The organism is Actinokineospora xionganensis, assembly GCF_014323725.1.
GTDB classification, from domain to species: domain Bacteria; phylum Actinomycetota; class Actinomycetes; order Mycobacteriales; family Pseudonocardiaceae; genus Actinokineospora; species Actinokineospora xionganensis.
Map to the genome: position 1 here is coordinate 121,076 of NZ_JABVED010000010.1, position 25,936 is coordinate 147,011.

Annotated in this window: 25 protein-coding genes; 20 read left to right on the forward strand and 5 right to left on the reverse strand. The window is 69.0% G+C overall.

Annotated elements, in window-relative coordinates; translation table 11 throughout:
- Nucleotides 1-25: 25 nt before the first annotated feature.
- The gene (locus tag GPZ80_RS18500) at nt 26-796 is read right to left on the reverse strand and encodes a deoxyribonuclease IV (RefSeq protein WP_091376793.1); all 771 of its coding nucleotides are present in this window, start codon (nt 794-796) and stop codon (nt 26-28) included.
- Between the two features lie 164 nt (nt 797-960).
- Here GPZ80_RS18500 and GPZ80_RS18505 point away from each other — a divergent pair, with 164 nt between their 5' ends.
- From GPZ80_RS18505 to dnaB, 7 genes are all read left to right on the forward strand, one after another.
- A complete protein-coding gene (locus GPZ80_RS18505; RefSeq protein WP_246477231.1) occupies nt 961-1,941 on the forward strand; it encodes a hypothetical protein in 981 nt (326 codons plus the stop codon).
- A gap of 59 nt (nt 1,942-2,000) precedes the next feature.
- Nucleotides 2,001-2,837: a hypothetical protein gene (locus GPZ80_RS18510; RefSeq protein WP_187221701.1), complete on the forward strand. Its 837-nt coding sequence runs from the start codon at nt 2,001-2,003 to the stop codon at nt 2,835-2,837.
- Between the two features lie 83 nt (nt 2,838-2,920).
- A complete protein-coding gene (gene rpsF / locus GPZ80_RS18515) occupies nt 2,921-3,211 on the forward strand; it encodes a 30S ribosomal protein S6 (protein WP_091377087.1) in 291 nt (96 codons plus the stop codon).
- Nucleotides 3,212-3,230: 19 nt separating this feature from the next.
- Nucleotides 3,231-3,734, forward strand: a complete 504-nt coding sequence (locus tag GPZ80_RS18520; protein ID WP_187221702.1) for a single-stranded DNA-binding protein — start codon at nt 3,231-3,233, stop codon at nt 3,732-3,734.
- A 59-nt stretch (nt 3,735-3,793) separates the two neighbouring features.
- Nucleotides 3,794-4,042, forward strand: coding sequence for a 30S ribosomal protein S18 (gene rpsR, locus GPZ80_RS18525; RefSeq protein WP_054053205.1), 249 nt, complete (start codon nt 3,794-3,796; stop codon nt 4,040-4,042).
- Between the two features lie 14 nt (nt 4,043-4,056).
- A complete protein-coding gene (gene rplI / locus GPZ80_RS18530) occupies nt 4,057-4,515 on the forward strand; it encodes a 50S ribosomal protein L9 (RefSeq protein WP_187221945.1) in 459 nt (152 codons plus the stop codon).
- 421 nt (nt 4,516-4,936) lie between these two features.
- On the forward strand, nt 4,937-7,522 hold the full coding sequence (dnaB, locus tag GPZ80_RS18535) for a replicative DNA helicase (RefSeq protein ID WP_376771693.1): 2,586 nt from the start codon (nt 4,937-4,939) through the stop codon (nt 7,520-7,522).
- Here the strand turns inward: dnaB and GPZ80_RS18540 are convergent.
- Nucleotides 7,489-8,025, reverse strand: a complete 537-nt coding sequence (locus GPZ80_RS18540; protein WP_187221704.1) for a P-loop NTPase family protein — start codon at nt 8,023-8,025, stop codon at nt 7,489-7,491. The two genes, dnaB and GPZ80_RS18540, sit on opposite strands and share 34 nt — an antisense overlap.
- A gap of 129 nt (nt 8,026-8,154) precedes the next feature.
- Between GPZ80_RS18540 and GPZ80_RS18545 the strand changes: the two genes are divergently transcribed.
- Complete coding sequence (locus GPZ80_RS18545; protein ID WP_187221706.1) at nt 8,155-8,943, forward strand: dioxygenase family protein; 789 nt, start codon at nt 8,155-8,157, stop codon at nt 8,941-8,943.
- 98 nt (nt 8,944-9,041) lie between these two features.
- Complete coding sequence (locus tag GPZ80_RS18550; protein WP_187221708.1) at nt 9,042-9,890, forward strand: diguanylate cyclase domain-containing protein; 849 nt, start codon at nt 9,042-9,044, stop codon at nt 9,888-9,890.
- Nucleotides 9,891-10,001: 111 nt separating this feature from the next.
- On the opposite strand, the gene GPZ80_RS18555 is transcribed toward GPZ80_RS18550, so the two are convergent.
- The 3 genes from GPZ80_RS18555 to GPZ80_RS18565 all read right to left on the reverse strand — a co-directional run bounded on the left by GPZ80_RS18555 (nt 10,002) and on the right by GPZ80_RS18565 (nt 16,800).
- On the reverse strand, nt 10,002-13,355 hold the full coding sequence (locus GPZ80_RS18555) for a beta strand repeat-containing protein (RefSeq protein WP_187221710.1): 3,354 nt from the start codon (nt 13,353-13,355) through the stop codon (nt 10,002-10,004).
- A 197-nt stretch (nt 13,356-13,552) separates the two neighbouring features.
- On the reverse strand, nt 13,553-14,353 hold the full coding sequence (locus GPZ80_RS18560) for a hypothetical protein (RefSeq protein WP_187221712.1): 801 nt from the start codon (nt 14,351-14,353) through the stop codon (nt 13,553-13,555).
- A gap of 203 nt (nt 14,354-14,556) precedes the next feature.
- Nucleotides 14,557-16,800, reverse strand: a complete 2,244-nt coding sequence (locus GPZ80_RS18565) for a translocation/assembly module TamB domain-containing protein (protein ID WP_312880425.1) — start codon at nt 16,798-16,800, stop codon at nt 14,557-14,559.
- 61 nt (nt 16,801-16,861) lie between these two features.
- Here GPZ80_RS18565 and GPZ80_RS18570 point away from each other — a divergent pair, with 61 nt between their 5' ends.
- The 11 genes from GPZ80_RS18570 (at nt 16,862) to GPZ80_RS18620 (ending at nt 25,933) form a co-directional block, all read left to right on the forward strand.
- The gene (locus GPZ80_RS18570; RefSeq protein ID WP_187221714.1) at nt 16,862-18,022 is read left to right on the forward strand and encodes an AI-2E family transporter; all 1,161 of its coding nucleotides are present in this window, start codon (nt 16,862-16,864) and stop codon (nt 18,020-18,022) included.
- On the forward strand, nt 18,019-19,191 hold the full coding sequence (gene macS / locus GPZ80_RS18575; RefSeq protein WP_187221716.1) for a MacS family sensor histidine kinase: 1,173 nt from the start codon (nt 18,019-18,021) through the stop codon (nt 19,189-19,191). The genes GPZ80_RS18570 and macS overlap by 4 nt, the downstream gene beginning before the upstream one ends.
- A gap of 20 nt (nt 19,192-19,211) precedes the next feature.
- The gene (locus GPZ80_RS18580; protein ID WP_222719524.1) at nt 19,212-19,847 is read left to right on the forward strand and encodes a response regulator; all 636 of its coding nucleotides are present in this window, start codon (nt 19,212-19,214) and stop codon (nt 19,845-19,847) included.
- A gap of 25 nt (nt 19,848-19,872) precedes the next feature.
- Nucleotides 19,873-20,184 (forward strand): Scr1 family TA system antitoxin-like transcriptional regulator, encoded by a 312-nt coding sequence (locus GPZ80_RS18585; protein ID WP_187221720.1) that lies wholly within the window; start codon nt 19,873-19,875, stop codon nt 20,182-20,184.
- A gap of 6 nt (nt 20,185-20,190) precedes the next feature.
- Nucleotides 20,191-20,379 (forward strand): DUF397 domain-containing protein, encoded by a 189-nt coding sequence (locus GPZ80_RS18590; protein ID WP_187221722.1) that lies wholly within the window; start codon nt 20,191-20,193, stop codon nt 20,377-20,379.
- A gap of 26 nt (nt 20,380-20,405) precedes the next feature.
- Nucleotides 20,406-21,020 carry a DUF1707 SHOCT-like domain-containing protein gene (locus GPZ80_RS18595; RefSeq protein ID WP_312880426.1) on the forward strand — a complete coding sequence of 205 codons (615 nt, stop codon included), beginning with the start codon at nt 20,406-20,408 and terminating at the stop codon, nt 21,018-21,020.
- 112 nt (nt 21,021-21,132) lie between these two features.
- Nucleotides 21,133-22,161, forward strand: a complete 1,029-nt coding sequence (gene tdh / locus GPZ80_RS18600; RefSeq protein WP_187221724.1) for an L-threonine 3-dehydrogenase — start codon at nt 21,133-21,135, stop codon at nt 22,159-22,161.
- Nucleotides 22,161-23,345 carry a glycine C-acetyltransferase gene (locus GPZ80_RS18605; RefSeq protein WP_187221726.1) on the forward strand — a complete coding sequence of 395 codons (1,185 nt, stop codon included), beginning with the start codon at nt 22,161-22,163 and terminating at the stop codon, nt 23,343-23,345. The genes tdh and GPZ80_RS18605 overlap by 1 nt, the downstream gene beginning before the upstream one ends.
- Nucleotides 23,346-23,388: 43 nt before the next feature.
- Nucleotides 23,389-24,501, forward strand: a complete 1,113-nt coding sequence (locus GPZ80_RS18610) for a helix-turn-helix domain-containing protein (protein WP_187221728.1) — start codon at nt 23,389-23,391, stop codon at nt 24,499-24,501.
- The gene (locus GPZ80_RS18615; RefSeq protein WP_187221730.1) at nt 24,498-25,040 is read left to right on the forward strand and encodes a PIN domain-containing protein; all 543 of its coding nucleotides are present in this window, start codon (nt 24,498-24,500) and stop codon (nt 25,038-25,040) included. Before GPZ80_RS18610 ends, GPZ80_RS18615 begins: the two co-directional genes overlap by 4 nt.
- Nucleotides 25,037-25,933 (forward strand): LysR family transcriptional regulator, encoded by an 897-nt coding sequence (locus GPZ80_RS18620; RefSeq protein ID WP_187221732.1) that lies wholly within the window; start codon nt 25,037-25,039, stop codon nt 25,931-25,933. Before GPZ80_RS18615 ends, GPZ80_RS18620 begins: the two co-directional genes overlap by 4 nt.
- Nucleotides 25,934-25,936 lie beyond the last annotated feature (3 nt).

Genomic DNA, 25,936 nt, shown 5'->3' on the forward strand with positions numbered 1-25,936 from the left:
ACCGCCACCCCCGCGGGCACGGCGCTCACCGGCCGAGCGCCTCGCGCAGGAACGCGATGTCCTCCGCCTGGCCGTCGGACGGGGTCTCGACCACCACCGGGGCGCCTGCCGCCGCGACCACGTCGACGAGTTGCTTGGCGTCGATCGTGCCAGTCTTGATGTTGGCGTGCCGGTCGCGGGTCGAGCCGAACTCGTCGCGGGAGCTGTTCAGGTGCACCAGGTCGATCCGCCCTGTGATTCGCATCACTCGATCGGTGATGTCGACTAGATCCTCGCCCGCCGCGAACGCGTGGCAGGTGTCGAGACAGAAGCCCGCGCCGAACTCGCCGACCGCGTCCCACAGCCGGGCGAGCATGTCGAAGCGGCGGGCCATCGCGTTGTCGCCACCCGCGGTGTTCTCGATCAGGATCGGCACCGCGAAGCCGCCGTCGGCCTGCTGCCGTTCGAAGAACTTCCGCCAGTTGTCGATCCCGATCGCGGGGTCCTCATCGGCGCCCAGATGACCGCCGTGGACGACCAGGCCCTTGGCTCCGACCTGGGCGGCGCCCTCCGCGTGCTGCACGACGAGCTTTCGCGACGGGATGCGGATCCGATTGTTCGTCGAGGCGATGTTCACCCGATAGGGCGAATGGACGAACACCGTCAGATCGGACGCGAGCAACTCCGCGGTCTGCGGGTGGGGCTGCGGTGCCTTGAAGCTCTGCGGGTCGGACAGGAAGAACTGGACGACCTCGGCCTCGCGCTCGCGCGCGGCACCGACGGGGTCGTCGTCGCGGACATGGGCACCGATGCTCATGGATCGCGAGCGTAGTCGTCAGCACACACAGACAGGACTCTCGGTGGCAAGCCGATGCCCTTCGCGGGTGATTTGCACTCAATCAGGCCTGGTCGCCGTCACGATGAGCGGTTACCGTCGTTTCTTTCCATAGAAGCTACTTGTCGGTATCCGAAGGGGTGACCATGCGACGCCGCTACAAGACGTTCGCCACCGGCCTCGTTCTCGCCATCAGCGCGGCGACGGGAAGCCTGGTCATGTCGTCGGGCACCGCCGCGGCGGCGGACCCGATCGTCGTAGGCAGCTGCGGGGCGAGCATCCAGGGCACGCCCGGCCAGCCCGTGGCACTGAGCCCCTCGGCGCTGCTGAGCCCGATCACCAACGTCCTCAACAGCCTTCCGCTGGTCAAGGTCACCCTCGCACCGCTGGTCAACGGCGTGCTCGCCTCGATGGGACCGATCCCGATCGGCGCGCTGCCCAACGGCAGCGGCACCATCGGCGGCTCCAGCATCGGCGGCGCGGTCACCAACGCGCTGGCCGGAACCGCGCTCGCGCCCATCGCCAACGCCGTCGGCTCGGCCATGGCGTCGGGCTGCACCGTCCTGGTCAAGGGCGTCAACACGGTCGTCGCCCCCGTGCAGGAGGGCTCCAAGGCCGTCGCGGGCGCCGTGGAGAAGGGTGCGGCGGCACTGCCGCTGCCCGGCAACCCGACCAACCCGACACAACCCCCCGGCACCACCAACCCAGGCGCCCCCGACGGCGGCCAGGGCAACACCGACGGCGGAAACTCCAACGCCCTGCCTGGCTCGAACCAGCCGGTTTCGGGCGGCGTCCCCAGCGCGGGCGGCCTGTTCTTCAGCCCCAACTACAGTTTCGGCCGCTCGCCGATGGCCGACTACTCCAACCTGCCGTTCGCCAAGGCCGGGCTGTTCGCCCCGTCGCCCGGCGTCCGGTACGGCGGTGGCGTCCCGGGCTACTCGCCGCAGTTCGGCATCCTCGGCACCAACAACGACACCGACGGCGTCCAGGCCGCGGGCCACGCCGACGCGCTCACCCCGATCGGGGGCAACCGCATCGCGTTCCCGATCCTGCTCGCCGTGCTGGCCCTGTCCGGTGTGACCGCGGCACTGGTCCGCACCTGGGTGCTTCGCCGCATGACCGCCTGACTTGATCGCCGGTCTATCGTTCACCCGGTAGTGGCGTACGACACGGAAGGGTGCACCGGGTGCGGCGACTGATCGGCTCTGCTCTCGCATTGCTCGCCGCGGGCGCCGCGGTCTCCCTCGGACCGGCGCAGGCCAGTGCGGCCCCCATACCGTTCGTCGCCGTGGACTGCTCCCAGTCCGTCATCGCCTTCAAGGGCCAGCCGGTCACGCTCGCGCGGCTCGCGGTCGCCGGGCTGGTCAGCCAGGCCGTCCGAGAGACCGAGGGCCTGGGCACGCTGCGCGGCACCACGGTCGGCGTCGCCTTCCCGCTCGGCGCATCGATCCCCGTCGGCGAGGTCCCGGATGGCACCGGCGAGATCCCGGGGTCCGCGATCGCGGACGCCGTGGCGACCGTCGTACGGCCTATGCGGGAGCTGGTCCCGCATACCGACGCCGCGGTCGCGCGCGTCCACCAATTGGTCACCGAGAAGTGCGGCATGACAGTGCGCGCCCTCAACCCGTCCAAGACCGCGCCCGGCACCAAGCCCGGCGCTCCGGGATCCAACCCACTCACGCCGAACGCGCAGCCCGTCGGCGGCTACACGGTCCCGGACCAACTGCGGCTCTACGACGGCGTCGCGCTCGCCGGGGCGGCCAAGCGCGACTACGGGTCGATCCCGTTCGCCAAGGCGGGTCTGTTCGTGCCCTCGCCCGGCGCCCGCTACGGCAGCGTCCCCGGCTACAGCCCCGAATTCGGAGTGCTCAGCGACAGCCAGGGCTTCCGCACGGCCGGTGACGCCCAGGCGCTGCCGGTGGGCACGGGCAACACCGTCGGCCTGCCGATCCTGCTGGCCGTCCTCGCGTTGTCGGTGGTCACTGGTGCACTGGTCCGCACGTGGGTGCTGCGCAGGGCCTGACCGGCCGCTGTTACGCTCTGTCCGCAGACCCTCCTGCCACGGAACGTCCGTGGCCGCGAGTCCACAGGAGGTGAGTGGTCTTCATGCGTCATTACGAGGTTATGGTCATCCTCGACCCCACACTCGACGAGCGCACTGTCGCTCCGTCGCTCGACACGTTCCTCAACGTGATCCGCACGTCGGGCGGAAACGTCGAGAAGGTCGAAATCTGGGGCAAGCGTCGCCTGTCCTTCGAGATCAAGAAGCACGCCGAAGGCATCTACGCCGTGCTCGACATCATCTCGGAGCCGGCGGCTGTGAAGGAGCTGGACCGCCAGCTGTCCCTGCAGGAATCCGTGCTGCGGACCAAGGTCATGCGGCGCGAGAACGCCTGACGGGACCAGGAGGCAAACGATGGCTGGTGACACGACGATCACGGTGGTCGGAAATCTGACCGCCGATCCAGAATTGCGCTTCACCCCGTCGGGTGCTGCCGTGGCCAGCTTCACGGTCGCGTCCACGCCCCGCACGTTCGATAAAGCGAGCGGCGAGTGGAAAGACGGCGAAGCGCTCTTCCTGCGGTGCAACATCTGGCGACAGGCGGCCGAGAACGTGGCCGAGTCGCTGACCCGCGGTTCGCGGGTGATCGTGAGCGGACGGCTCAAGCAGCGGTCTTACGAGACCCGCGAGGGCGAGAAGCGCACGGTCATCGAGCTTGAGGTCGACGAGGTCGGCCCCTCGCTCAAGTACGCGACCGCCAAGGTCAACAAGGTCAGCCGAGGCACCGGTGGTGGCGGCGGCGGTTACGGCGGCGGTGGCTCCGGCCAGTCCGCTCCGCCCGCTGACGACCCGTGGGGCTCCGCACCTCCGTCAGGCGGCGGTGGCGGCGGCGGCTTCAACGACGAGCCTCCTTTCTAAAGCGCACTGCACCGCGCTCACCCCAGACTCTTTCACTAGATAGAACCCAGGAGTAAGACGTGGCCAAGCCACCGATTCGCAAGCCCAAGAAGAAGGTCTGCGTGTTCTGCAAGGACGTGAAGAAGGACCGTCCGGTGAACATCGACTACAAGGACACCACGCTGCTGCGCAAGTACATCTCCGACCGCGGCAAGATCCGCGCGCGTCGCGTTACGGGCAACTGCAGCCAGCACCAGCGCGACGTCGCCATCGCGGTGAAGAACGCTCGCGAGGTCGCCCTGCTTCCCTACACCTCGACCGCTCGCTGATCAGGAGGAGACGCATCATGAAGCTCATCCTCACCACTGACGTGAGTGGACTTGGTGGCCCCGGCGACGCCGTCGAGGTCAAGGACGGCTACGGCCGCAACTACCTGCTGCCCAAGGGCTACGCGATCCTCGCCACCAAGGGTGCCGAGAAGCAGGTCCAGGTCATCCGCCGGGCCCAGGAGGCCAGCCGGATCCGCGACCTCGACCACGCCAAGGAGGTCAAGGGAGCGCTGACCGCACTGGGCAGCGTGCCGCTGGCCGCCAAGGCCGCGTCGAACTCGGGCAAGCTGTTCGGCTCGATCACCACGGCCGACATCGTCGCCGCCGTCAAGGCGGCCGGTGGCCCGGTGCTCGACAAGCGTGCGATCGACCTCGCCGGCCACATCAAGACGGTCGGCAAGCACTCGGTCAACGTGCGGCTCCACCCGGACGTCACCGCCGCCTTCACCGTCGAGGTGAACGCGGCGGGCTGACCCCGTCCAACCGAAACCGCCCCTTCCGCCGCGAGCGGGAGGGGCGGTTTCGTGTCCGTGTCCACTGTCCCCAAGTTGTCCACAGGTCGTGTTCACCCGCCGGGGTGACGCCGGCGGCGACACGCCGAAGCGGCGATTAATCGCGACACGCCGGGGGATCGTGGGAGAGTTTTCTCCACACCTTGTACACAGCCTCTGAACTGGGCGTTCTTGTAAGACTGCGGTAGTTGTCCCCAAGTTGTACACAGGTACGCGGGCAGCTGTACGCAGGTGTCCCAAACCATCCACAAGTTATCCACAGGTGTGTCCCCAAGGTCGTTTGCAAGCGGCCGATCGGGGGTTCTAGCGTCGGCCCGGCGGCACCGAAATGTCGCCGTGCCGACGTACCGTCGGACCGAACAGATGTACGAAGGAGGGCCGCGTGGCGCTGACCGATGACCGCTCTTTGCCGCCGATGCCGAGCGGCCCCGAGCACGGTCTCGACCGGCAGCCGCCGCAGGACCTCGCGGCCGAACAGAGCGTGCTCGGCGGCATGATGCTGTCCAAGGACGCCATCGCCGACGTGATCGAAGCCCTGCGCCCCGGCGACTTCTACCGCCCCGCGCACCAGATGATCTACGACTGCGTCCTCGACCTCTACGGCCGCGGCGAACCGGCCGACCCGATCATGGTCTCCGCCGAACTCGAACGCCGCGGCGAACTCCGCCGAGTCGGCGGCGCGCCGTACCTGCACACCTTGATCGCCACGGTCCCGACCGCCGCCAACGCCGGCTACTACGCGGAGATCGTCGCGGAGAAGGCGATCCTGCGCAGGCTCGTCGAAGCGGGAACCCGCATCGTCCAACTCGGCTACCAGGGCGCCGAGGGCGCCGACGTCACCGAGATCGTCGACCGCGCGCAGGCCTCCATCTACGAGGTCACCGAACGCAGCATGAGCGAGGACTACGTCTCGCTCGAGGAACTGCTGCAGCCCACCATGGACGAGATCGACGCCATCGCCTCCCGCGGCGGCAACTCCCTGGGCATCCCCACCGGCTTCGCGGACCTGGACGAGGTCACCAACGGCCTGCACCCCGGCCAGATGATCATCGTCGCGGCACGACCTGGTGTCGGTAAGGCTCTGGCACTGGACACACCGCTGCCCACGCCTACCGGCTGGACCACGATGGGCGAGGTCAAGGTCGGTGACGAGCTGATCGACGCCGACGGCAAGGCCACCCGGGTCATCGGCGCGACCGACGTGATGATCGGGCGCCCGTGTTTCGAGGTCGAGTTCAGCGACGGCACCGTGATCGTCGCGGACGCCGAACACCAGTGGCTGACCAGCACCCGCGCCTCCCGCCGCGCCGCGGCAGGCCCGTCCGCCGCGATCCGCACGACGGCCGAACTCGCCGCATCCGTCCGGTGCGAGACCAGCGACCGGCGAGCGAACCACGCCGTCGCGCTGACAGCGCCGCTGTCCTTCGACGAAGTCGATCTTCCGGTTCCGCCCTACGTGCTCGGCGCCTGGCTGGGCGATGGCGATTCGGCCGGGGCTCGGTTCACCACGAATGATCCCGAGATCATCTGCCACATCGAGGCAACGGGGATCGAGGCCCACGAATACGGCGACATGCGCTACCACCTACGGCTTCCGGCGGCGGAACCGGTGGCGGCGAAACTGTGTGTCGTCTGCGGCGAGTCGTTCGTGCCCCGAACGAGCGAGGTGAAGACATGTGGCCGAAGCTGCGGTGGCAAGTCGCGCTTCGTGTCCGCACCCGTCCCAGCTCCGCGGTGCCAAGACTGCGGCAAGCCATCGACCGGCGTTCGCCTTTGCCAGCCGTGCACCTGGGAACACGGTTCACTCCAGGTCATCCTGCGAACGATCGGTGTGCTGGGCGACAAGCACATCCCGATGCCCTACCTAAGGGCTTCTGAATCACAGCGGCGCGCGCTCCTCGCGGGTCTGCTCGACACCGACGGCACCGTCACGGCCACGGGTTCCGCACAGATCTCCGTCACTGACCGGCGGCTGGCATACGACATCCACGAGCTGATCATCGGCCTCGGCTACCGCTGCCGGATCCGGACCAAACGAGTCGCGGGCCGAAACGAAGATCGTTCCACCGCCTACATCATGACGTTCACTTCACAGGACCGTGTGTTCCAGCTCGAGCGGAAGCACATCCTGCACAAGGAACGCATGATGGGCCGTCTCACCCGTCCCGGCTTTCGACACATCGTGGACGTCCGGCCGATCACGAGCGTGCCGGTGCGGTGCGTCGAGGTGGACAACGCGGATCACCTGTACCTCGCGGGCCGATCGATGATTCCGACGCACAATTCGACCTTGGGGTTGGACTTCGTGCGGTCCTGCTCGATCAAGCACGGCATGAGCAGCGTCATCTTCTCCCTGGAAATGAGCAAGACCGAGATCGTCATGCGCATGCTCTCCGCCGAGGCGCGCATCCGGCTCGGCGATATGCGCGGTGGCAAGATGAGCGATGACGACTGGACGCGGCTCGCGCGGCGGATGAGTGAGATCAGTGAGGCACCGGTCTTTGTCGACGACTCGCCCAACATGACGATGATGGAGATCCGGGCGAAGGCTCGGCGGCTCAAGCAGCGGCACGACCTGAAGCTGGTCGTGGTCGACTACCTGCAGCTGATGACCTCCGGCAAGCGCGTCGAGTCGCGGCAGCAGGAGGTCTCGGAGTTCTCCCGGCAGCTCAAGCTGCTGGCCAAGGAGATCGAGGTTCCGGTGATCGCGATCAGTCAGCTCAACCGTGGTCCCGAGCAGCGAACCGACAAGCGCCCGATGCTGTCCGACCTGCGTGAATCCGGCTCGCTGGAGCAGGACGCGGACATCGTGCTGCTGATCAACCGACCGGACGCCTGGGAGCGCGACGACCCGCGTGCGGGTGAGGCCGACCTGATCATCGCCAAGCATCGTGCCGGCCCGACGGCGACCGTGGTTGTCGCGCACCAGCTGCACTACAGCCGGTTCGCCGACCTCGCCCAGGGCTGAGCGCCGACCCAGCGCCGGACGTCGTCTGCGCTGGTGAAGCGGACGACGTCGACGTGTGGGTGTGCTTCGGCCAGCGCTCGGGTTTGGGCGCTGGTCGCGGCGTGCTGTGACCAGGCCCAGCGGATCGGGTGCTCGGGGTCGGTCCATTCGCGCCAGTTCTCGGTGTTGCCGTTGAAGAGTTCGCGGCCGGTGACCGCTCGGGCGACGCTGCGGCGGATCACCCGGTGCATGACGGTCCGGCGCGGCAGGTCGAGCCAGAGCAGGGTGTCGGCGCGTTCCCACAGCAGGTTGCCGAGGAACCGCTGGTACTGAGCTTCACAGACCCAGCGGTCGGTGGTGGCGAAGGCGGCGACCTCGGTCTCGAACTCGGGCCGCTTGACCCAGCCCGGACCGTGGTGCAGTTCGTCGAGTTCGTAACGGGGTAGCCCGAGCCCGGTCGCGACGCGTCGGGCGAGGGTGGTCTTGCCGGAACCGGACACACCGGCGATCAGGACGCGTCGCACTCTGGCAACTTTACGACGGTGATCACGCGGCAGGTGAGCTGGGGAACCCAGTCCTGACCTGCGCGGAATACTTCAGCCCTCGTCGGCGTCGTGGTATGTTGAACATTCAACCTCCATGGGGATGGCGACATGACCACGTCGAGCAGGCAGCCGGTTCTCTACCTCAGCCATGGCGCGCCGCCGCTGGCCGATGACCAGCTGTGGACTCGCCAGCTCGCCGACTGGGCTTCGGCGATCGACAAGCCGACGGCGATCCTGATCGTGTCCGCGCACTGGGAGGCGGCGCCGTTGACCTTGGGCGCGACCGAGACCGTACCGCTGGTCTACGACTTCGGCGGTTTTCCCGAGCGGTACTACCAGGTGAAATACCCCGCGCCCGGCGCTGCGGAACTGGCCGCGAAGGTTCGACGTCTGCTGCGTACTCCGGAGACGCCGATCGCGGACGATCCGCGGCGCGGACTCGACCACGGCGCGTACGTGCCGCTGGTCGAGATGTACCCCGGCGCCGACGTACCGGTCCTGCAGATCTCCATGCCCACGCTCGAGCCCGCCGCGCTCGTCGACATCGGTCGCAGGCTGGCCCCACTGCGCGACGAGGGTGTGCTGATCGTCGGCAGCGGGTTCTTCACCCACAACCTGCACGCGATGACCCCGCACCTCGGCCCGGACCACGCGCCGCCGTCGTGGTCGAGTGAGTTCGACGACTGGGGCGACCGGGCGATCGAGTCCGGCGACTTCGACTCGCTGATCGACTTCGAGCGCAAGGCGCCCGCGGCGCGGCTCGCGCATCCGCGTACCGAGCATTTCGCGCCGCTGTTCGTCGCGCTCGGCGCCGCTGTGGACACTCTTCGTGCTCGGCGTTCGGTTATCGACGGCTTCTGGTTCGGTTTGGCGAAGCGCTCATGGCAATTCGATTGACCAAAGATCACCGGTACGGGTGGTATCCGGTGCTTGAATTGGCATAGGGGTACAAGGAAGGGTTCTGCGCAAGTCTCGGCGACGGAAGGCGCGGGCCGATGAGCGCGGTTCACCTAGCGGCACCTCTCGTGCCGGATTCCGGTTGGGACGACCTCGTCGCGGAACTCCCGTATGGGCTGGTTTTGCACGACGAGGATGGGTCCGTGGTCGTGGCGAACGCCAGCGCCGCGGAGTTGCTCGACCTGCCGCCGCACCAGCTGCGCGCGGGCACGAACCCGCCCGACTGGCGGCTGTGCGACGACTCCGGTTCCCCGGTTCCGAGCATGCCGGAGCTGGCCCGCCAGATCGGGCGCGCGGGCTCGTCGACAACAGTGCCGTTCGTAGTCACCAGGGCGGACAAGCCGTACCGCAGGCTGTGGGCCGATATCCACCCGGTCACACACCGGGGACGCGGCATGACGCTGATGGTCATCCGCCCGGTGGAGTCCGAGCCCGCGCGATGCCTGCTCGACCCGACCACCGGGTTGCCCCACCGGGCGCTGCTGTTCGACCGGATCGAGCAGAGCCTGGTGCGAGCCAGGGTCCACGGCACGCGAACCACGCTGGTGCTCGCGGATCTGTGTGGCCTGGGGAAGATCAATCGCGAACTCGGCTTCGACCAGGGCGACGAGTTGTTGGCCCTGCTCGCCGATCGGCTGCGTTCGGGCTTGCGCGCCGATCAGACAGTGGCCCGGTACACCGGCGGAACGTTCGCCGTCGTGACCGACCATTCGTCGGGCACCGGCGAACACCTCGCCACGCGGATCCGTGAGGTCGCCTCGGGTGTCGCGCGGGTCGGCGACCGGGAGCTCCACCCGGATCTTCGGACCGGCTGGTCGACCAGCGGCGGAGACGGAACGGTCCTGCGCCTGGTGTCCCAAGCCGAGACGCGGTTGCTCGAGTACTGAGCACGCAAAAGAATGGCCCCGCCTGGTGGCGGGGCCATTCTCACTTTCCTAGCGGGGGATGGGCCCGGGGCGGGAGGTAGCAAACCCCGGGCCCATCGCACCGATCAGTGGTCAGCCGATCGGGAAGTGCCCGAACACGCCGGCGAGCTTCGCCTTGGTGTCGTCCAGCGAGGGCAGAGCCGGCGCACCCGTGCGGGGGGCCGGGGTCGCGGGCAGGGCCACCGGAGCCTTCAGACCCGCGAGGGCGGGGGTCTGAACCGGCAGCTTGTCCAGCTTCGGAGCCTGGAACAGGTCACCCGAGAACACGCCGCGCAGGTTGTCCAGGCCGGGCATGGCCGGAGCAGCGAAACGCGGGGCGGGCTTGGGGGCGGTCGGCGCGGGCAGGTTGACCTTCTTGCCGTTCAGCTGGCCGGTCACACCGGTCAGGCCGGACAGCGGGTCGCCGGTCACCGGCTCCTGGATCGACGGCGCGCCGCCGAGTCCACCGGTCATGCCCGAAAGCGAGTCGGGGCCGAAACCACCGGGCAGACCCGAGAGCGATCCGCCACCGGCTCCGCCGAGCAGGCCACCGAGCAGGCCGGAGAGCGGGTCGGCCGCACCGGTGCGGGCGTTGCCGGCCATGGGCAGCGAGCCCAGACGCGGCATCGAGGGCAGCGTGGTGGCCTCGAGGCCACCGGCCTGCGGCAGGTCCAGCTGCGGGGTGTCCTCGCCCACGGTGATGTTGCTTTCGTTGGTGGCGAAGGTCATCGCCTCGGCCAGAACCTCGACCGGCACGTCGTAGATCGGCGCGTTGACGCCGATCGGCAGGTCGCCGTCGATGCCCGACAGGCTGCCCATGTCACCGGAGGTGGTGGAGGCGCCACCCACGGAACCGTTGGTGACGCTGTCCGAGGCGGCGATCGAGTCGCTGAACAGCGCGGCCACGGCGTCGCCGTGCGGCTGCACGACGGCGGCGGCGGGAACGTCGAGCAGGTTGCCCGAGAGGTTGGCGTTGTCGCCGCTGGTGGTGATGTCGCCACCGGACGTCGCGTTGGTGTCGTTGGTCGCGGCACCGGTGGCCATGCCACCGGCGGCCGAAGCGGCGTCGCCGAAGGCCTGCACGATCGGCAGCGCCTGCGCGGCGACGACGTTGCCCGCGAGCGAACCGTTGTCGCCGTTGGTGTCGACGGTGCCGCCCGCGTCCGACATGGTGACGTTGTGGGAAGCGGCGTCGTTGTGGCCGAGCACCGCGGCCGAGTCGCCGAAGGCCTGGACGGCCGAGGCGACCGGAACGGAGACGACGTTGCCCGTGCCCGTGCCGTCCTCGCCCGAGGTCTGCGCGTAGTCGCCCGCCTCGGAGTCGACGGTGTTGCGGCCTGCCTGGTCGCCGTCGCCGACGACGGTCGCGCCGCTGGACAGGACCTGCGTCGGGATCGCGACGGGAGCCTGGGCGATGTTGCCCGCCAGGGTGCCGCCGTTGCCCTTGGCCTTCGAGTAGCCGCCCGCGTCGACAGTGCTGTCGGTGTCGCTGTAGGCGAACGTGTCGGCGACGAGGCCGCCGCCGTTGCCCGCGACCTGGACCGGACCCGCGACGGGAACGTTCGCCAGGTTCGAGGCCAGGACGCCCGCGTCGTCGTTGGTGCTGCTGTCGCCGCCCGCGCTGGCCGTCTTGGTCTCGGTCACGGTGGAGTTGGTGCCACCGATGACAGCCGCGGTGTTCGCCAGGCCCTCGACCGGAACGGCGACCGGAACGGTCGCGGCGTCGCCGCCGACGACGCTGTCGTTGCCGGTGGTGCCGGTGAAGCCGCCCGACTCGGACGTGCTGGTCGCGATGCAGGTCGCGTCGGCCTGGCCGCCGCCCGCACCCGTGTTGCCGCAGGCGTCGATCGGGGCGGTGACCGCCGGGACGGCCGCGAGGCCGCCGCCGACGCTGTTGTCGCCACCGGTGTAGGAGCTGCCACCCGCTTCGGAGGTGACGTCGGTGGTGGTTTCGGTGACGGCGGTGCCGACCAGCGATCCGGCGTTGGCCGTGGCCTGGGTCGGGATGGCGACCGGCGCGTGGCCGATAGCGCCACCGATCACGGACTCTTCACCGTTGGTGAGGTTCGAGCCGCCCGCGACGGCGTCACCGCTGGTGGCGCACATCGTGGTGGCGATGCCGACGACCGCGGCGGCGTTGCAGTCCACGGCGACCGGGCCCGCGAGGGCGGGCTGCAGGATGTTGCCGGAGCCGACAGCCTCGTCGCCGTCCGTCTTGATGTAGGCGGGCTCGTCGTAGGTGTCGCTCGACTGGGCGTCACCGGCCTGGGCGTAGGCGTCGCTGGCGGTGAGTGCGTCGGCGATGCCGATGACGGTGACGGCGTTGCCGTTGCCCTGCACCGGGACGGCCACGGGAACCGCGCCCGCGTTGCCCGAGAGCACGCTCTCTTCGCCGTCGGTGACGATGGTGCCGCCGGAGGTGGCCTCGGAGTAGCTGGCCGAGTCGGTGGTCGCGATGCCCCCGCCGGAAACGGCGTTCCCGTTGAGCTGCACCGGGGTGGCGCCGTGGCCCGCGAGGACGTTGCCCGACAGCACGCCTCCTTCGCCGTCGGTGACAATGTCACCGTTGGCGGCCGCGGACTGCGACGACGTGTTGTACGAGTCGGCGGTGCCGCCCGCGGCGATCGCGTTGCCGGTGATCTGGATGGGCGCAGCCCACGCCAGGGCGACGACGTTGCCCGCGAGGGTGCTGTCCGACCCGTCGGTGACGACCGGGGTGCCGTGGTGGTCCGTCTGGTCCGAGGAGTTCTCGACCGAGGCGTCGCCGAGGATGGCGATCGCGTTGCCGGAGATGTCGATCGGGACGACCAGGTCGCCGACGATCTTGTTGCCGCGGAAGAGGTCGTCTTCGGTCCCGATGGACTTCGGCGAGACACCGGCGGTCGGGTCGAGGACACCGTTGACCGGCGCGAGGCCGCCCGTGGCGGGCAGGCCGGTGGGGAGCTCGGCGGGCAGCCCGGTGGTGGGCAGGCCCGTGGTGGGCAGGCCCGTGGTGGGCAGAGCCTCCGTCACGCCCTGGGTGCTCGGCAGTCCGCCAGTGGTGGGCAGTGCGCCGGTCAGCTTGTCCGTCGCGGGCAGCGCCTCGGTGGACAGCGGGGCAACACCGTTGGTGCTGGTCAGCGCCGAGGGCATGCCGCCCGCGGTGGGCAGCCCGGAGGTCAGGCCATCCGTGGCGGGCAGCGCCGGGGCGGCACCGCCGGTGGCGCCTGCCAGGTCACGGGGCGTGATCGTGATGTCGTGGTTGACACCACCGAGGTTGTGCTGACCGAACGGGGTGCCCAGCGCGTTGTTGTCGATCTTGATCGGCACGCTGACCGAACCGTCCAGGGCGGACGGCGGGAGGTCGGGGTTGAAGCTCTCGTCAGCGGACGCGATGCCGGTACCGAGCATCAGCATTCCGCCTGTGACCAGCGCGGTCTGGAATCCGCGCTTCGCCCAGATATGCATCTGGTGTTCTCCTTCTCGGTTTCCCATTGCTGGGGCTACATGCGGGTGACCGGACGCGAAACCGCGTCGGGGCAGCGGCCACCTGCGTTAAGGGGTGCGGGAACTAACCCGCGGGGGGTGAAGGCACGACCTGGGCATGCCGATCTACGCGCATGAACCCAGCGAAGCGGCTAGTGGCTTCGCGGTCGCGCGGGAATTCAGTCGGGAGTGACGCCGGGCTGCTGGCCGACGGTGACGGGGACGTGAACCTGGGCCGAGCGCGAAGCATCGGCGGTGTTCAGGTCAGTGCCCGACGGAACCGAGGAGAGCAAGCCGAAACTCGGCGCGTCCACGGAGTTGGCTCCGGAGTGTCCGGTGCCAACGGGGGCGGGGATGCTCAGCGGCGCCAGCGGACTGGTGCCGCGGGGCATGACCGGAGCCTCGTCTGAGGTCTCCGGCGAACCTCGCCGGTTCATACCGTCGCTGAGAGCGCGGTCAACCGCGCTCGCGACGGCGTTCTGGTCGATCGCGCCAGGCCGCACCCCGACAAGAGTGGTGGCCTTGGCGATCGACGCACCGGCGACGGGCGCGGTGACGGCGGAGCCGTCAGGCGCGTCGACGCCGGGATCGGTCACTCCGGGGAACTCGACCTCGTCCACGTCGTCGATCGCGTCGACCGGGAGCGTTGCCGCGTTCTCGAAGTGCTCGGTGATCTTGTGGCCGAACGCGTCGAAAGCTTCCTTCGCGTGTTCGCCGAAGTTCGGGTCAGACTCGCCGATGATCCGGCCGATGCTGCCGGTGAGTCCAGAGACCACCGGGAGATCCATGGGCGCGGGAGCGGTCTGAGTGCCTTCGGACGGGAACATCTGGAAGTCGAACGACGTGTCCGCCGTTGCGGAGGCCGACGAGATGGCCCAGGCCGCCGCGGTTGTGGCGACAGCGCCGCCGAGGACCATGAGCGAACGGGAAAGGGCACGCCGCAGTGCTGCGGTCGCCTTCTCCGTCTTCGCTCGGTCCACGTGCGGGTACCTGTCACTTTCCGATCTTGGGCCGCACGGCGATCACCGTGCACCGCAGACATTGGCACCCTTGGGGCTCGTTATGCACGTGTGACACAGGAGGCCCACCTGATCGTGTGACGAACACAGAGTGTCTCCACAGATCACGATCAGTAGTGACGCAGGTCAGGGGCTCAGCCCGCCGAACTGTCCACACCTGTGGGTTAACCGCGTTTGAGCACGCGGGTCGCCCCAGCCGCCGCCGTGGTGGCCAGGATCCAGCCCACGGCGATCAGCGCCCCCGCGATCCACTGCGACGCCCCGACCATCCGCCACTTGTTGTCCTGACCGAGGTCGACGATGGGCAGCAGCAGGTCGGTGGCCAGCAACGGCGGATTCCAGACCGGGTTGACGTCGGCGTCGAGCTTCTCCATCACATGGGTGTTGAACCAGAGCAGGCCCAGCAGCCAGAACAGCAGCAGCCACACCATCGCCAGCCACGGCCGGTAGCCGTAGCCGACCGTCCACTCCTGGAGCCTGCCCCACATCCGCCCGGCGACGTTGAGCTCGGCGTAGCGCCTGCGCTGGCGTTCGAGCTGGACCAGCTGGGCCCGCTCCTCGTCGCCCCCGCCCGCGTACACGGCGGCCAGCTGCTCATATGGCCCCGGAGCGAAGTCCGGCTGGACCGCGCGAAGCCAGGCGAGGCGGGTGCGGACCGACACCTCGGGATGCGAGGTGATGGCGGTGAAGCTGAAGTCCTCGAGATCGATCCCGCCGCGGGCGGCCCAGAGTCCTGGCCCGTCTATGACCGACACGACGGACGCGCGCGTGAGCACCACTTGCCCGCGCGGGGGTCGGCGCGGTGAGAAGGCGAGGACGAGTTCCTGCGCGGTCAGCCCGTAGGCCGACAGCGACTTGTCGGTGACCGGGTGCTTCGGGTGCGTGCGGCCACCGAGCCGGGCGCCGCCGAAGGTCGCCATCTTGCCGACCTCCACCAGCCGGACCCGGACGCCGCCGATCGCCAGGAAGCCGTAGCTGCAGAGCAGGTCCTTGCCGATGGTGGCGACCCGGGCGTCCAGTGAGGGCTTGACCGTTCCGTTGGGGCGCAAGCGCGGCTTGATGAGCCGGGCACCGGAGCAGTCGAGGCTCGACCCGATGTGCGCGTTCTGCAGCCGCACCGATCCGCTGATCCGGACTTTGCGCAGGAACAAGGTGCCGCCGACGCGGAGCCGGTCCGCGAACAGCACGTCGATCGCGGGCCCGCACAGGCGCGCGCGGGACAGGCTGGCGCTGCCGTGCACATGGGCGTCGACCAGCCGGACCTGGCCGTAGGTGCGCAGGGCGGTTCGCCGGTCGCCGTCGGAGTCGATCTTGCCGTTGACCGCGCCGCGGCATTCGACGTCGCCGAACACCTCGACGCCGTCGCCGACCAGGGCGACCGGCACCCGGTCCACGGCGGTGCCCGAGGCGAACGCGGCGGCCAGCCGGGCGACGACATCGCGGCGGCCGATGGTCGCGCCCGATAAGAGGAGGTGCCCGCCGATGCGGGCGCCGCGCAGCCCGACCGCGCCCGCGGCGGTGAACCCGGCGTCGAGCTTGACGTCGCCGTCGACCCGCAGCCGGTCGGCGTCGAGGACGGTGTGGTCCTCGGCGGTGCCGTGCGGCAGGACCAGGACATGGTTCTCGGTGGCGGTGCCGTTGTGCAGGTGCGCGCCGGAGAACACGGCGTCGCCGCCGATGCGGGCGCCGGAGAGCAGGACGGTGCCGGTGGCGTCGAATCGGCCGCCGCCGGTGTCGCACATCAGGTTGCCTTCGACCGCCATGCCGGTGGCCTCGAGCACGGGCCCCGCCGGGTTGGCCATGCGGGCGCCGGTCAGGTGAACGCTGCCGCCGATGTTCGCGCCGCGCAGCCGGACCTCGCCGAACGCGCGGGCGGCCACGCCCTGGATGGAGCCGGACACGCGCAGGCGGGCACCGAGCAGGGCGGCGCCGTTCGGGTTGCGCAGGACCGCGCCCGCGAGCCGCAGCGTGCCTTCGATCGTCGCGTCGGTGAGGTCGAGCACACCGGTGCAGGTGAAACCCGGTTCGAGGACCAGGTCGCTGCCCACGCGCAGGTTGCGGGCCTTGACCCCGGGGACCCGGCAGCCGGGCATGGTCAGGCCGACCAGCCGGGCCATCCGCAGGATCGGCGGCAGTTCGAACGTGCAGCGGCGCAGTGCGATGACGTGGTCGATGGTCCGGCCCTCGATGTCGAAGGAGCCGGTCACGGTGGCGTTGTCCAGGCGCAGGGCGGGCATCGCGCCCGCTTCGAGCGGGTAGGCCCCGGTCAGCAGAGCCGCGAGCACCGGGCCGCGGACCGGCCTGCCGCCGAGGTCGAGCCTGCTGCCGGTGGTGAACGCCGAGCGGACCTCGCGCTCGGTTTCGGTCAGCGACGACAGCGACACGTACTGGGGCCCGGCTTCCGTCACGGCGTCATCACATCAGACAGAGTGGTCGCCGAGGAGCGATTCGACGGATACGGTGATCGTGATGACCAGAACCCGCGCCGCCGCGCCACAGGACGTCACCACGCTGGTACCGAAGGGCCTCCGGGTCAGCGCCGCGCTGGCTTGGCGCTTCCTCATGATCATCGGTGCGCTCTACGTGATCATCTGGCTGCTGGGCTACTTCGCCCACGTGGTCATCCCGACCGCGATCGCCCTGCTGCTCGCGGCGCTGATGGCGCCGGGCGTGGGCAAGCTCGTGCAGTGGCGGGTGCCCCGCGGGCTGGCCGCCGCCATCGCCATGGTCGGCGGGATCGCGGTCGTCGGCGGTGTGCTGACGTTCGTGATCATCCAGTTCAGCAACGGCCTGCCCCAGCTGCAGGCGCAGGTCGCCGACAGCCTCGACACGATCCGCGACTGGCTGGCCAACGGCCCGTTGCACCTGCGTCAGGACCAGATCCAGACGTTCCTCGACAACGCGATCACCGCGATCAAGGACAACCAGTCGGCGATCACGTCGGGTGCGATCACCACCGCCGCCACGATCGGCGAGGTCCTCACCGGGCTGCTGCTGACCCTGTTCATCCTCATCTTCTTCTTGTACGACGGCGAAGGCATGTGGCGCTTCGTCACCCGGGCGGCACCCGCCCGGGTGCGCGCGCGGGTCGACGTCGCCGGGCGGCGCGGTTTCTCCTCGCTGGTCAGCTACGTGCGGGCCACCGCCGCGGTGGCGATCTTCGACGCCGTCGGCATCGGCGTGGGCCTGGCGATCATCGGTGTGCCGCTCGCGGTGCCGCTGGCCGCGCTGGTCTTCCTCACCGCGTTCATCCCGATCATCGGTGCCCTGATCGCGGGGACGGTGGCCGTCCTGGTCGCCCTGGTGGCGAACGGGTTCGTCGCGGCGCTGATCGTGCTGGCCGTGGTGGTGGCCGTCATGCAGATCGAGAGCCACATCTTGCAGCCGTGGCTGCTGGGCCGCGCGGTCAAGCTGCACCCGCTGGCCGTGGTCCTGGCGATCGCCGTCGGCTTGATCGCGGCGGGCATCGCGGGCGCGCTGCTGGCGGTGCCGCTGCTGGCGGTGCTCAACGCGGGCATCCGGTCCCTGGTGAGCGAGCAGGACCCGGAACCGGATGCGGTCGACGTGTTCGACGACACCGGTTCGGTGCCGAACCTCAAGGACGACGAACCGGAGCCCAGCCAGCCATGACGCGCAGGGTGCGGCTGCCCGGCGACCGGTACCGCGGACCCGTCACGAAGGACCCCGCGGCGCCACTGTGGCTCTCCGCGGTGTTGCTGCGGATCATCACGCTGATCTTCGCGATCGGTGTCGTGGTCAATCACCAAGGTGAGTACGCGCATACCGGGCTGGCCTATGCCACGGTCGGCGGGATGGCGGTCTGGACGGTCGTCACCTCGGTCTATTACCTGCGCGACACCGGCAAGGCCGTCTGGTTCATCTTTGTCGACCTCCTGGTCTGTGTGATCGCGATGGCGATGTCGCGGCTCGTGCTGACCCACGAGCAGCTGACCGTTTTGGCCGTGCCGTTGGTGCCGACGGTGTGGGTCACGGCGGTCGTCGCGGTCGGCGCGGTCCGCGCGGGCCTCTCCGGCGGGACGCTGTTCGGGATGGTCGTGGCGGTGGCGAACTACGCGGTGCGCGGCTACGTCGACACGGATCTGACCCGCGACATGGTCTTGCTGGTGGCGATCGGCGCCGTGCTCGGCCTGGCGGCGACCACGTCGCGGCAGTCGGCCGAGCGGCTGGCGAAGGCGCTGCGGGTCGAAGCCGCGACCGCCGAGCGCGAGCGGCTGGCCCGCACGATCCACGACAGTGTGCTGCAGGTGCTGGCCCGGGTCCGCAAGCGTGGGCGCGAGGTAGGCGGCGAGGCGGCCGAGTTGGCGGAGGAGGCCGGCAGGCAGGAAGTGGCGCTGCGGGCCCTGGTCTCGGCCGCGCCGCTGGAGTCCGCCGAGGACGGCACCGCGGATCTGCGGCCCCGCCTGCAGGTGTTGGCCACGGACCGGTTCCAGGTGTCGGTCCCGCCGACCGCGGTGACCATGCCCGCGTCGGCCGCGGGCGAACTCGCCTACCTGGTCCGCGAGGCGCTGGAGAACGTCGACCGGCACGCGGGCCTGGGTGCGCGGGCCTGGGTGCTGCTCGAAGACCTCGGCGACGAGGTGGTCCTGAGCATCCGCGACGATGGGGTGGGCATCCCGGCGGGGCGGATCTCGGCGGCCGAACACGAGGGGCGAATGGGTATCGCCCGGTCGATTCGCGGTCGGGTCAGCGACCTCGGTGGCACCATCACCCTGGAGACCGCGCCCGACCTGGGCACGGAGTGGGAGATCCGGGTCCCGGCGAGAAGGGCGGCACGGTGACGGAACAGCCGATCTCGATCATGGTGGTCGACGACCACCCCATCTGGCGGGACGGTGTGGCGCGCGACCTGGCCGAACGCGGGTTCGAAGTCCGCGCGACCGCGGGTGACGCCGCCTCAGCTGTCCGGATCGCGCGAACCGTGCGCCCGGACGTGGTGCTGATGGACCTCAACCTCGGCGAGGAGTCCGGGGTGGAGGCGACCCGCAAGATCACCGGGGAGCTGACCGACACCCGGGTGCTGGTCCTGTCGGCCAGCGGCGAGCACAACGACGTGCTGGAGGCGGTCAAGGCGGGCGCGTCGGGCTACCTGGTGAAATCGGCTTCGGCTGAGGAACTGGTGGCGGCGGTCCGGCGGACGTGGGCCGGTGACGCGGTCTTCAACGCGGGACTCGCGGGCCTGGTGCTCGGCGAGTACCGGCGGATGGCGTCGGGCCCGGAGGAGAGCGGGGCGCCGAAGCTGACCGATCGGGAGACCGAGGTGCTGCGGCTGGTCGCCAAGGGATTGACCGCCCGGCAGATCGCCGACCGGCTGGTCCTGTCGCACCGGACGGTGGAGAACCACGTGCAGTCGACGCTGCGGAAACTGCAGTTGCACAACCGGGTCGAGCTGGCCCGGTACGCGATCGAGCACGGGCTTGACGGAGAGCCGGACTAGATCACACCAGCGGCAGGGGCCAGCGGTGGTCGCCGTCGGGGGAGTCCAGCCAGTTCGTCACCTGCTCGCACTTCTCCGCAGCCATCGCGATCTCACGATTCGGGTGCTGCGCAACGACGTCGCGGGCAATCCTTCGCGGGGGCGAGGCTTCTGGATCTTCGGCTTCGGTGACCGGGCAACTCCGGTCGGATTCACGGAGTCCCCGCCCGGCCCGTCCACCTACTACGATGAAGACGCTGTCACCGCTGCGATGCGTCGGACCTTCTACCGGATCTGGGAACTCGCGCTGAGCAGGCAGGAGTCACGGCGGTTGATGGAAAGCATCCTTAAGGAGTAAGTCAGCATGGCCTCCCCGACTCGGGACACCGGATGGTTCAAGAGCTCCCGCAGCTCCCCGAATGGTGAGGCGTGCGTCGAGGTGCGGTTGACAGACACCAGCATCGGAGTCAGGGACTCCAAGAACGTTGAAGGACCGGCGCTGGCGTTGCCCCCGACCTCCTGGGCCGGGTTCCTGGCAATCACATCCCGGTAGGGCGTTTCGCGCCTATCTTGGGTGGTGTGACCACCCCGATCAGTCCCCGCGAACTTCGAGTCTCCGACGCCGAGCGCTCCCACGTGGTCGGCGTGCTGCAGAAGGCCATCGGACGCGGCCTGCTCAGCCTCGACGAGTTCACCGCCCGAACCGATGTCGCGCTGGCCGCGCGCACCCGTGCGGAGCTCAACACCGTCCTGGTCGACCTGCCCGGCCTGGTCCACCCGGAGTCCGGTGTCGCGCCGGTCAAGCCGGTGGAGTTCCGGGCGACGATGTCGTCGCTCAAGCGCGAGGGCGAGTGGGTCGTGCCGCGCGACATCGTCATCCGCAGCCAGATGGGCTCGACCGTGCTGGACTTCTCCGACGCGGTCATCTCCTTCCCCGAGATCCGCATCGAGGTCGATGTGGCCGCGGGGTCGGTGGAGCTGCTGATGCCCGAGCGCTCGTCGGTCGACGCCTCGGCGGTCACCGTGGAGCTGGGCAGCAAGACCGACAAGGCCAGTGGCTCGCGCACGGGCGGGCCACACTTCGTGGTGACCGGGTCCGTACGCGCGGGATCGCTGACCATCCGGCGGCCCACCTACGTGCGGATCGGGTCGCTGACCCTCCGGCGACCGTGGAGGATCAGCTGGGACGCGTAGGCTCTGCTGTGAAGCTCTGCTGACAAAGCAGTTCAGAAAGTCCCGATGGACTTCACAGCGGCACGGCAGCAGACTCCGCGCGGGGAGCACAACCCGCACTATCGGAGGAATCTTGAAGGCTCTGGTCAAAGTCGCCCCGGGCCCCGGTCTGGAGCTCGTCGACGTCCCGGATCCCAAACCCGGCCCGGGCGACATCCTGCTGCGTGTGCTGCGCACCGGCATCTGCGGCACGGACCTGCACATCGACGCCTGGGACGACTGGGCAGCCAAGACGATCAAGGCGCCGCTGACGCTCGGCCACGAGTTCGTCGGCGAGGTCGTCGAGATCGGCGCCGCGGTCACCAAGGTCAAGGTCGGCGACCTGGTCAGCGGCGAGGGACACCTGGTCTGCGGCACCTGCCGCAACTGCCGGGCGGGCCGCCGCCACCTGTGCGCCAACACCATCGGCCTCGGCGTGCACACCAACGGCGCGTTCGCCGAGTACGCGGTGCTGCCCGAGTCGAACGCCTGGGTGCACAACCACCAGATCGACCTCGACGTCGCCGCGATCTTCGACCCGTTCGGCAACGCCGTGCACACCGCGCTGTCGTTCCCGGTCCTGAACGAGGACGTGCTGATCACCGGCGCGGGCCCGATCGGGCTGATGGCCGCCGCGGTCGCCAAGCACGCGGGCGCCCGGCACGTGGTGATCACCGACATCAGCGAGGCCCGGCTGGAGTTGGCCCGCAAGCTCGGCGTCAACGTCGCGCTCGACGTCAGCTCGACCCCGGTGTCGGCGGTCTACGGCGAGCTGAAGATGACCGAGGGCTTCGACGTGGGCATGGAGATGTCCGGCCAGCCCTCGGCGCTGCGCGAGATGATCGGGAACATGACCCACGGCGGTCGGATCGCGATGCTGGGTCTGCCCGCGAAGGAGATCGCGATCGACTGGAGCGCGGTCGTGCTCAAGATGCTGACGATCAAGGGCATCTACGGCCGGGAGATGTTCGAGACCTGGTACGCGATGTCGGTTCTGCTGCAGGCCGGTCTCGACCTGAGCCCGGTGATCACCCACCGGTTCCACCACACCGAACACAAGGCCGCGTTCGACACCGCCCGCGGCGGCAAGTGCGGCAAGGTCATCATGGATTGGGAGAGCTGATGTTCGGCGCTATGCGCGAAGACCTGCGGGCGGGACTCGACGAGATCCGGGCCGCCGGGCTATACAAGGCGGAGCGGGTGATCACCACCCCGCAGCAGGCGTCGGTCCGGGTCGACTCCTCCGAGCCGGTGCTGAACTTCTGCGCCAACAACTACCTCGGTCTGGCCGACCACCCGACGCTGATCAAGTCCGCCCAGGACGCCCTGGACGAGTGGGGCTTCGGGATGGCGTCGGTGCGGTTCATCTGCGGGACGCAGGCCCCGCACAAGGCCCTGGAAGCCCGGCTGTCGCAGTTCCTGGGCACCGAGGACACGATCCTCTACAGCTCCTGTTTCGACGCCAACGGCGGTCTGTTCGAGACCCTGCTGACCGACCAGGACGTGGTCATCTCCGATGAGCTGAACCACGCGTCGATCATCGACGGCATCCGCCTGTGCAAGGCCGGGCGCGCGCGCTACCGCAACCGCGACATGGCCGACCTCGAGGCGAAGCTCAAGGAAGCCGCGGGCGCGCGCTACCGGCTGATCGCCACCGACGGCGTGTTCTCCATGGACGGCTACCTCGCGCCGCTCGACGAGATCGTCGCCCTCGCCGAGAAGTACGACGCGCTGGTCATGGTCGACGACTCGCACGCCGTGGGCTTCATGGGCGAGACCGGACGCGGCACCCCGGAGCACTTCGGGGTCGGCGACCGCGTCGACATCTACACCGGCACGCTCGGCAAGGCCCTCGGCGGCGCCAGCGGCGGCTACGTCTCCGGGCACGCGGAGATCGTGGAGATGCTGCGGCAGCGTTCGCGCCCGTACCTGTTCTCCAACTCGCTGGCCCCGTCGATCACCGCGGCCGCGGTGGCCACGCTCGACCTGCTCGAGTCCTCCGCCGAGTTGCCGGTCCGGCTCCGCGAGAACAGCACGCTGTTCCGGGCGCGCATGACCGAGGCGGGATTCGACCTGCTGCCCGGCGAGCACCCGATCATCCCGGTGATGATCGGCGACGCGGCTAAGGCGAGCCGGATGGCCGACCTGCTGCTCGACCAGGGCGTCTACGTGATCGGGTTCTCCTACCCGGTCGTGCCGCACGGCAAGGCCCGCATCCGCACCCAGATGTCGGCGGCGCACTCGACCGACGACGTCAACCGCGCGGTCGACGCCTTCATAGCCGCCCGGGAGAAGATGGACGCGTGAAGCCTGATGGCGGACGACCCCTGGTTGTTCTAAAATCGCACACATGCGCCTACTGGACAGTGCGGCCATTGGCAACCGAATCGCGGAGGCCCGCAAGCGTGAGGGGTTGACCCAGGAGCAGCTTGCCACAGCGATCGAAATCGACCGTTCCGCTCTGGCGAAGATGGAGAGCGGGACGCGTCGGGTCTCTGCCTTGGAACTCTCCGCAATCGCGATCGTCCTAGGCGAGCGCGTCGAGTGGTTCGTGCGCGAACCCCCCAAGGCCGTTGTCTCCCACCGGAACACGCAAGCCCCGGGCACGCCAAGTGCGATCATCGACCGCAAGCTTGAACGAGCAGCGTGGAACGTCGAGTTCGTGGCCAGGCAAGACTCAGGGTTGTCTCTGTCGAGCGTCGAGCCACGTAGCCGCCCCCGGTCGAACGACGAGGTGGAGAGCCACGCCGACGCTGTCCGCGCTCTTCTGGGTTTGAATCGGGCAGAGCCATTCGCTGACATGTCACGTCGGGTAAGCGAGGTTGGACTGCTTGCGTTTGTCTTTGACCTTGGCCCAGATGCCGCGGATGCGGCGTCCCTGCTCTTGGCTCAGGGCGGGGTTGCTGTCATCAACGGTCATCTACAGGTTGGCCGCAGGCGACTTGCGCTAGCCCACGAATTGGGGCATTACGTCTTCGCAGACGAGTACTCGATTGACTGGCGCATCGATGATCGCGACAACGAAGCATGGGAGGCCCGCATCGACCGGTTCGCTCGGGCGTTACTCCTGCCATCCGATGGACTGACACGGAGGTGGCTGCAACTCGTCGAACGCGACGATGTGCGCACAGCGGCGGTGAAGATCGCGAGCGAATTCCAGGTGGACATGTCAACTTTGTCGCGACGGTTGACCGAACTGGGTGCGATCAGCGGTGAAGATGATCGTTTTATTCGGTCGGTGCGGACAACGAGAGCGGACATTGTCGACTTTAATCTCGTCCCACGTGACGAACTTCGACCGATCTGTCTGGCCAAGAGTTATGAAGCAGCGATACTCCGCTTGTTTCGAAGCGAGATAATTTCTCCAGCACGAGCAGTGGATCTTTTGTTCGAAAGTTGGGATGAAAGCGAGCTTCCAACGCTTCCGACGCTTCCGGAAAACGCGATCTGGGACTTCGTTTGACCACATCGGAACCGATCGTCTTTGACACTGGACCGTTGACCCATTTCGCACGGGCGCATTGGCTCGGGCCACTCAAAGCTGTGGTCGAGGGCCATCCTGTGCTGATTCCAGACGTTGTGGTCGAAGAATTGAAGGAAGGCGCTCGTCGAGACAGCCGCATCCAGGCGGTCTTGGACGCCGATTGGATCGAGCATCGAGAACTGCGCACTGCCGAGGAAGTCGCCGCATATCAGCAGTTTGAAGAACTTCTGGTATATCGCAATCGAAATCGAGGTGAAGCGGGCGCGCTGGCTCTCGCGAGCACAGCTGGCGGAATCACCGTGATCGACGACGGCGCAGGCCGCCGGGCAGCAAAGAAGCATGGCATCGAAAACAAGCCAACGCTGCGGCTGCTGTGCGAGGCCATCCGCTCGGGCCTGCTCACCGTGCCATTGGTGTCAGCTCTTGCCGACGACCTCATCATCAGCAACTACCGCCTCCCTTTTGTGCTCGGTGGATTCGAGAGTTGGGCGCAAGAGAACGGGCTGATGGACGCGTGATCGATCCCCGGCGGCTGCGGGTGCTGCGCGCACTGGCCGACCACGGCACCGTCACCGCCGCGGGCCAGGCGCTGCACCTGACGCCGTCGGCGGTCTCGCAGCAACTCGTCGCGCTGGAGTCCGAGGTCGGCCAGGACCTGCTGCACCGCAAGGGGCGGCGGGTCTGGCTGACCGCCGCCGGGGAACTGCTGGTCGAGCACGCCACCGCGGTGATCGCCGAGTTGGACCGGGCCGAGGCGCGCTTGGCCGCGTACGCGGCCGGGGAGACCGGGCGGGTCCGGGTGGCGGCGTTCGCCTCCGCGATCACCCAGGTCGTCGCCCCGGCGATCGTCGCGCTGCGGGCCTCGGCGCCGGGGGTGAGTGTGGTCGTGCACGACGCCGAACGCAGCCTGCCGATGCTGCTCGACGGCGAGATCGACATCGCGGTCACCGTCGAGTACTGGGCCAGCGCGGGCGACGACGACCAGCGGGTCGTCCGCACCCCGCTCTACGCGGAGCCGTTCGACGCGGTGCTGCCGCCGGGACACCGGCTGACCGACCAGAACGAGGTCAACCTGTCCGATCTGGCCTCCGACGACTGGGTCGCGCCGCTGCCGGGCAATCCCTGCCGTGACGTGCTGGTCGTGGCCTGCGAGGGCGTCGGCTTCACCCCGCGGATCACCCACACCTCGGACGACTTCCGCGCCGAAGCCGCCTTGGTCGCCGCCGGCGGCGGGGTCGCGCTGATCCCTCGCACGGCGTTGACGGGGGTGGAGCCCGCGCGGGTCCGGCCGATCGCCGTGGACCCGCCGACTCGGCGGGTCTTCGCCGCGGTGCGCCGCGGACGGGAGGACCACCCGCTGATCCTGGCGGTGCAGTCGGCCCTGCGAAAAGCGGTTACTCAATCATGTTAATAT